The sequence below is a fragment of the Kitasatospora sp. NE20-6 genome, assembly GCF_045862635.1.
The window spans coordinates 1-6,072 of sequence record NZ_BPRL01000126.1 but is presented as its reverse complement, the minus strand read 5'-3'; the positions used below and the strand labels follow the sequence as shown (position 1 = coordinate 6,072).

Below are 6,072 nucleotides of genomic sequence, written 5' to 3'. Positions count from 1 at the left end.
CCTCACGAAAACGACAAAACGAAGCAGGACCAGGCACGCTGACACACCGACACACCGACCCGACCGGCCCGACCGGACGAACCAGGAACGACGGACAGCAGTACCCCAGAAAGGGAACGACCACCACCAAGACTCCCGTTCACCGATCCACAGCCCATACGGAATTCGATACCTCACAGCCACCACAGGCGTCGCCTTCGGGTGTAGCTCAGGGGTCAGTACCGTCCTCCTGTGTAACTCCCGATCAAGGAAGAACACCTGATGGGTGACGTGATCGCCTCGTTGAGACGGTTGAAGAGGTCCGGCGGGTCGAGTTGACGGCGGACCTGCTGGACGACCAGTTGATCGGGCAACTGGTCGACCGGGCCCGAGCTAGCGGCCTGCAGCTGACCGGTGAGGGCGGGCTGCTGAAGCAACTGACCAGGCGTGGTGGAGTCCGCCCTGGAAGGTGAGATCACCAACCACCTCAGCTACGAGAAGCACGACCGGGCCGGCGCGGGCAGCGGCAATTCCCGCAACTGTGAGTATGGGCGGGTGCTGATCCGCTCGGCGGGCTGACCTGTCCGGTAACTGGCCTCGTGCCTCGGTCCCGATCTGTCGCCTGTCCGGTGCGGTTCAGCGTGTGGTGCCGGACCGGTGCCCGCGTGTCCCGATAGGGCCTCGCGACAGGCGCCGTCACAGTTCTGACCGCGGGCCCGGTCCGGCGCCGGCCACCTGCCCTGATGCCGATCGAGGTGCCTATGACCGCCGCCGTTCTTCCCGTCTTCGCCCTGTCCGTCCAGCCAGAAGCGGTCCTGGGCGTCGACACGCACAAGACGTCCACGTGGCTGCGGTCACCGACCAACTCGGCCGTGTCATGGGCAGTTCCTCGGTTCCGGCGACAGCTTCGGGCTACGCCGAGTTGCTGGGCTGGGCAAGGGAGTTCGGCGAGGTCCGGCGGGCCGGCGCCGAGAGGACGGGTTCGTATGGAGCCGGACTGACCCGGTTCCTGCGAGACCAGGAGGTCGAGGTGACAGAGGTCAACCGGCCCGACCGGGCCAAGCGCTGCCTGCGTGGCAAGAGCGACACCGTCGACGCGGATGAACCGTTCCGACTTTCCTGCCGGTGGTTTGTTGGCCGGTGATCAGTTGGCCACTGGTTCTGTGTCAGCGTAGTGGGCTGCCTCGTACTCGGTGGGGCTGATCATGCCCAGGCTCGAGTGTAGTCGGCGGTTGTTGTACCACTCGACCCACGCGGCGGTGGCGTACTCGACGTCGGAGACCGTTCTCCAGGGTCCGTCGTGGAAGACCTTGGTGCGGATGCACTCGGACTTGTAGAGGCCGTTGATGGTCTCCATCAGCGCATTGTCGTACGCGTCCCCGACACTGCCGATGGAGGGCTGGATGCCCTCGAGGCTCAGGTGTTCGGTGAAGCGCACGCTCGTATGTTGCGACCCGGCATTGCTGTGATGGATCAGCTGGTCCCGGCCGACCGGGGTGCCCTCGTGGGTGCGGCGCCACAGCGCCATCCGCAGTGGCACGTCGACCAGATCGATGTCCCGCCTGATCGAGGCGTGCCAGGCAACGATCCTCTGGGAGAAGCAGTCCACGATGAACGCCACGTAGGTGAAGGACTGGTAGGTGCGCACGTAGGTGAAGTCCGTGACCCACTTGCGGTCCGGGGCCGGAGCGGTGAAGTCCCTGTTCAACAGGTCCGGTGCCCGGGTGTCGGCCGGGTTCGGGATCGTGGTCCCGGGCTTCTTCCCGCGCACGGCGCCGGCCAGGCCGAGGGACCGCATGGCACGGTCGACAGCGCCGAACCCCGCGTGGGGCAGCAGTGTGCGGCGGACGAGGGCCAGCATCTTGCGTCGCCCGTAGAGTCCCTCTGGAGCCAGCACACGCTGCCCCGCCGGGTTCGTGGTGAAGGCCAGCCGGCGGACAGCGTCCTCGACCAGGGCGTCGGTCACGGTCCGGGCCGCGGGCCGGTTCGTGTCCGTGGTCGGGGCACACCAGGCTCGCAAGGTTCGTGCCGCGATCTTCAGCCCCGCGGTGTTCAGGGCGATGAGGATCGACTCGACGGCGTGACCTGCGGCCTTCATCTGGTCGACGAAGGCCACGATCAGCGGTTTCGGGGGTCGAGTTCCCCCGCGAAGAAAATCGTCGCGGACTTGAGCACCTCGTTCACCTCACGCAACCGCTTGTTCTCCGCCCGCAGCCTGCGCAGCTCCTCGCGCTCGTCCGTGCTCACGCCCTGAGCCTGGCTGCTGTCGACCTCGTGCTGGGTGACCCACCGTCGCACCGACTCCCTCGAGACACCGAGTGATTCGGCGACCTGAATGTGCAGCGCACGCTCGGAGGAGTACTCCGCGCGATGCTCCGTCACCAAGCGCACAGCCTGGCTACGAAGCGTTGAGTCAATCTTCCTGGGCATGGCGCCCATCATCTCTGATTAGCTCACAACGGAGCGGCAGAGAAGTCGGAACGGTTCACTCTGAACCTTCAGAAGGCTGCCATCCGTCCTAGCGGATGAGGGACGAGCTGAAGGAGCTTGTCCGTCATAGCCAGGGAGGCACACGGATGAATTCTGCTCTTAAGCGTCTGGTCACGGCCAGCGCGGCGGCCCTCGCGATCAGCACCGCACTGACAGGCACGGCTCAGGCCACTCCCATAGCAGGCACATACGAATTCATCAGCCGTGTCAAGGGCAACTGCCTCGACAGCAACAGCAGCGGTCAGGTCTACGACCTGCCTTGCAACAACGGGAACTACCAGAAGTGGATCCGAGACACCAACGGCACAATCCGCGACGTCGCCACGGGCCGCTGCCTGGACAGCAACACCGCCGGCAACGTGTACACCCTCCCCTGCAACGGAGGGTCGTATCAGTCGTGGTCGTTTCCTGTGAACCAGCTGATTAACGATCAGACGCATCTGCGACTTACCGTCAACGGCACATCCGTCTACACCGCGGCCGACAACGGATCCACTGCGCAGGTCTGGGCCACAAACCATTTCTCTTGAGCATGAACCACCACTGGTCCCGCGGTGAGCCGGGTTGGTGTTCGGCGCAGTGATTCCGCTCTCCTGGCCCACTTGCTCGAACAGCACCACCGCCAGGGCTGTTGCAAAGTCCCGGTGAGGGCATGAGCCCGCAGGTCATAGCGGGGTGAGAGGCGGGAGTTGACCCGTCACGTACGCATCGAAGCTCCAGTTGAACGGGGTGACCTTCCCAAGTCGCCCTGAACTGCTGGAGCTTCGATGTGCCGCCAGTCTGCCACCGTCTGTCTGATCAAGTCGCCCGCCCTGGCCGGTGTGGCGGGATTGTCGCTGGTGGAGCGGTTGCGACTGCTGCCGGATCCGTGTCAGCGGCGCGGTGTGCGTCACCCGTTCGTGGTGGTGGTGCTGGTCGCCGCCTCGGCGGCGGTCGTCGGCGCACGCTCGTACGCGGCCATCGGTCAGTGGTCCGCGAGTGCTCCGCGGTACGCCCTGGCCTGCCTCGACGCCCAGGCCATACGTGTACTGACTGGGTTTACGCGTCACGCCGAGTGCCGCCACGATCCGGCGGGTAATCGCCCTGGCCTGGCAGATTTGATTGGCGCCGATCCCGCAGGATCGGACTCGGTGGTCGTCGACGGCAAGGCCGCCCGAGGCTCCCGTCATGGCCAGGTACCCGCTGCCCACCTGCTCGCCGCGATGACCGGCGACGGCCGCACCGTCACCCAGCTCCGGATCCCCGACAAGACCAATGAGCGGCTCTGTCGGTGATATTGGAATTCTGGCTCTTCTGCTGGATCCGTGTGCGTGTAGGTGAGTTGTCGGCGGGGCAGTTCTGGGTGGTTGCCGCCGAGGCTGAGGGCGTGGTGGTGAACCGTGCTGTAGCTCGATGATCTGCGGTTTTCTGGTCGGACGGGTGTGGTGGCCGGGCCGGGGCAGCCAGCGGACGGTTGGTTCTGTCCGGGAGGTGCATGGTGCCGTCGGTGATTGCTTTGCTCGAGTGCCGTGAAGCGCGGCCGCGTGAAGAGCTTGAGTCCTGGCAGGAGGCGGTGCGGGAGGCCGAGGAGCACGCTGCCGCGGCCCGGCAGCGTGTGGAGCGCGCGCATCGCCGGTGAGGGGTGCTGCGCGCGCTGACCGAGGAGGGTGAAGGCGTCGCACGGTGCGCGGAGAGCGGCCCGGTGACGGTATCGGCGCAGGTCGGAGCGGATGATTTGCCGTCAGTGTCCTTGGGAGGAAGGGCAGTGGCAGTGTCGGTGACCGTGCCGCAGGCAGTGCCTGCGGGGACAGGCGTGGGCGCCGGCCGTGGTAACAAGCTCTGGTCGCTTGACAAGCTCACCCAGGTCGCCGATCTGGGCCACCTTGCTCTATGGCTCCGCTGGAGCCGCTCGCCCGTGCCCGTCCCGATCCCGTCGGCGGTCTGCATCGTCCGCGCCCATGTGCTCCGCCGGACCACCGCCAACCATCAGAACCGATACATGCTCCAACCCGACAACTGAGGCTGAGCCAGGCGTATCGTACGGGGACATGCGTGTCGACGTGCTCCCGGAAGTGCAGCCGGTGCCTCTGCGCGTGGTCGGCGTCGATGCTTCCAGGTGGCGGGGGGAATTCCGGCGGGGAAGCGGGTGCCGAAGCTGACGACGGCCCCGAGGGAGGGGAAGCATCCTCCGCCGCGGTCATCCAGCAGGTGCGGAGCGGTGAGTTCCACTGTGGTACCGGGGTGACATGGCGGTACGCCAGCTGGCCCAGGTTGCCCTCGGGCGAGACCCGGCGTGCGAGGCGTTGGCCGGCGTTGCTGGTCCGCCTCGGCCAGGACACATCGGTGACCTGGCACCCGAACTCGTCGGCGAGGACCTGTGCGAGCTCGGCGCCGATACTCCAGGTCCCGGCCGTTGGCTCTCCGGAGAGGCCGTGCCCTCCGGGGAGCCCAAAAATTTGCGAGCCGTCTTCCAGGACGAGGATGCTGATCGGCCCGGCGACCCAGATCGAGTCACGTGTCCCACTACGCCGCGCTCCTCCGCGTATGGACTCGCCACATCTCGGGGTCGGCTACCGGTCGGGGCGGCTGGGGGAGGGCACCGGTGGTGAACCATGCCCGTACGAGTGCCTCCGGAGGAACGGTGAGGGCAGCTTTTCCGCACGGCCACCACGACGGTCACCCATCGCCCGGACCCAGGACGCGGTGGCTGCGGCCCTTCCGTCGGCGCAGTGCATGGAGTTCTACCGGGAGATGGGTGAGGCCGGCGACGAGACGATCGGTGGTGTGTTGCGGCGCTGGTGGCTGCGGGCCGAGCTGTATGTGGATCCGGAGGGTGACCGCGTCCACGAGGCTGTGCAGTCCGGTACTGAGCCTGGTGTTTTGGCGGCCCCGTTCCTGCGCGGGCTTCCGCCATGGTGAGCGAGTTTCAGGATTCGTGCGAGGACGATCCGGTGGCTCTGTCCCCTGTCGTCCAAGAGCTGCTTGTCGACCTGGCCACGCTGGCCGCTGTCTTCTCCGCCGTGATCGCGTTCCTGGTCGAGATCCGGGAGGACCCGTTTCCCTACCTGGGCCTGCCCGTGCCGTGCCGGGTCGGCATGCACTCCGCATCGTTGGCCCGCGACCTCGGGCTGGTGGAGTACGTGGTGAACGAGGCGATCGACCCGCCGATCATCTACATCTCTCGGGTTCTGCGGGCCGACTGGTGGCGAGTGTCGGCGACGGGGTTGGCGTTGTCTGTCGGCACCGGGCCAGTCGAGGGTCATTGACGGTTGTCTCTCCGGCGCTGACCTGGATGTCCTGCCGGTTCGCCACACATGGGCCGCTTGCGAACTAATGTGACGAGTTTCATAGTTCGTCGCGCTGGGCCGGGCGATGCGGTTATCGTCCATCAAACGCACCGCCGGGCTGCGGCGACGACCGATCACTCAAAGTGTTCCGAACGGTCGCCCACCGCAGCGGATCGGGAGAGTCAGCGATGATCGACGATGAGCGTGGCATCAGTTCGAAGAGCCGCCGGACACCAGACCGGCGCACGTACGTTCTCGACACGAGCGTGCTCCTGGCGGACCCACTCGCCATGAACCGCTTCGAGGAGCACGAGGTCGTCCTGCCGGTGGTCGTGGT

At 66.4% G+C, this 6,072-nt stretch carries 8 protein-coding genes; 7 read left to right on the top strand and 1 reads right to left on the bottom strand.

The window, feature by feature from the left end:
- Nucleotides 1–426: 426 nt before the first annotated feature.
- A complete protein-coding gene (locus SNE206_RS39555) occupies nucleotides 427–558 on the top strand; it encodes a hypothetical protein (protein ID WP_407918438.1) in 132 nt (43 codons plus the stop codon).
- A 64-nt stretch (nucleotides 559–622) separates the two neighbouring features.
- Nucleotides 623–1,123, top strand: coding sequence for a transposase (locus SNE206_RS39550; protein WP_407918437.1), 501 nt, complete (start codon nucleotides 623–625; stop codon nucleotides 1,121–1,123).
- Here the strand turns inward: SNE206_RS39550 and SNE206_RS39545 are convergent.
- A protein-coding gene (locus SNE206_RS39545) for an IS3 family transposase (protein WP_407918436.1) occupies nucleotides 1,124–2,409 on the bottom strand; the annotation gives its coding sequence in 2 pieces (ribosomal slippage) (nucleotides 1,124–2,136 and nucleotides 2,136–2,409; 1,287 coding nt in all).
- Nucleotides 2,410–2,555: 146 nt separating this feature from the next.
- On the opposite strand from SNE206_RS39545, the gene SNE206_RS39540 reads away from it, so the two are divergent.
- The 5 genes from SNE206_RS39540 to SNE206_RS39520 all read left to right on the top strand — a co-directional run.
- The gene (locus SNE206_RS39540; protein ID WP_407918435.1) at nucleotides 2,556–2,999 is read left to right on the top strand and encodes an RICIN domain-containing protein; all 444 of its coding nucleotides are present in this window, start codon (nucleotides 2,556–2,558) and stop codon (nucleotides 2,997–2,999) included.
- A gap of 237 nt (nucleotides 3,000–3,236) precedes the next feature.
- The gene (locus tag SNE206_RS39535; RefSeq protein WP_407918434.1) at nucleotides 3,237–3,743 is read left to right on the top strand and encodes a hypothetical protein; all 507 of its coding nucleotides are present in this window, start codon (nucleotides 3,237–3,239) and stop codon (nucleotides 3,741–3,743) included.
- A 1,438-nt stretch (nucleotides 3,744–5,181) separates the two neighbouring features.
- Nucleotides 5,182–5,367: a hypothetical protein gene (locus SNE206_RS39530; protein WP_407918433.1), complete on the top strand. Its 186-nt coding sequence runs from the start codon at nucleotides 5,182–5,184 to the stop codon at nucleotides 5,365–5,367.
- Nucleotides 5,361–5,714, top strand: a complete 354-nt coding sequence (locus SNE206_RS39525) for a hypothetical protein (protein ID WP_407918432.1) — start codon at nucleotides 5,361–5,363, stop codon at nucleotides 5,712–5,714. The genes SNE206_RS39530 and SNE206_RS39525 overlap by 7 nt, the downstream gene beginning before the upstream one ends.
- Nucleotides 5,715–5,923: 209 nt before the next feature.
- Nucleotides 5,924–6,072, top strand: a 149-nt coding sequence (locus SNE206_RS39520; RefSeq protein ID WP_407918439.1) for a PIN domain-containing protein, incomplete at its 3' end; no start/stop codon positions are given.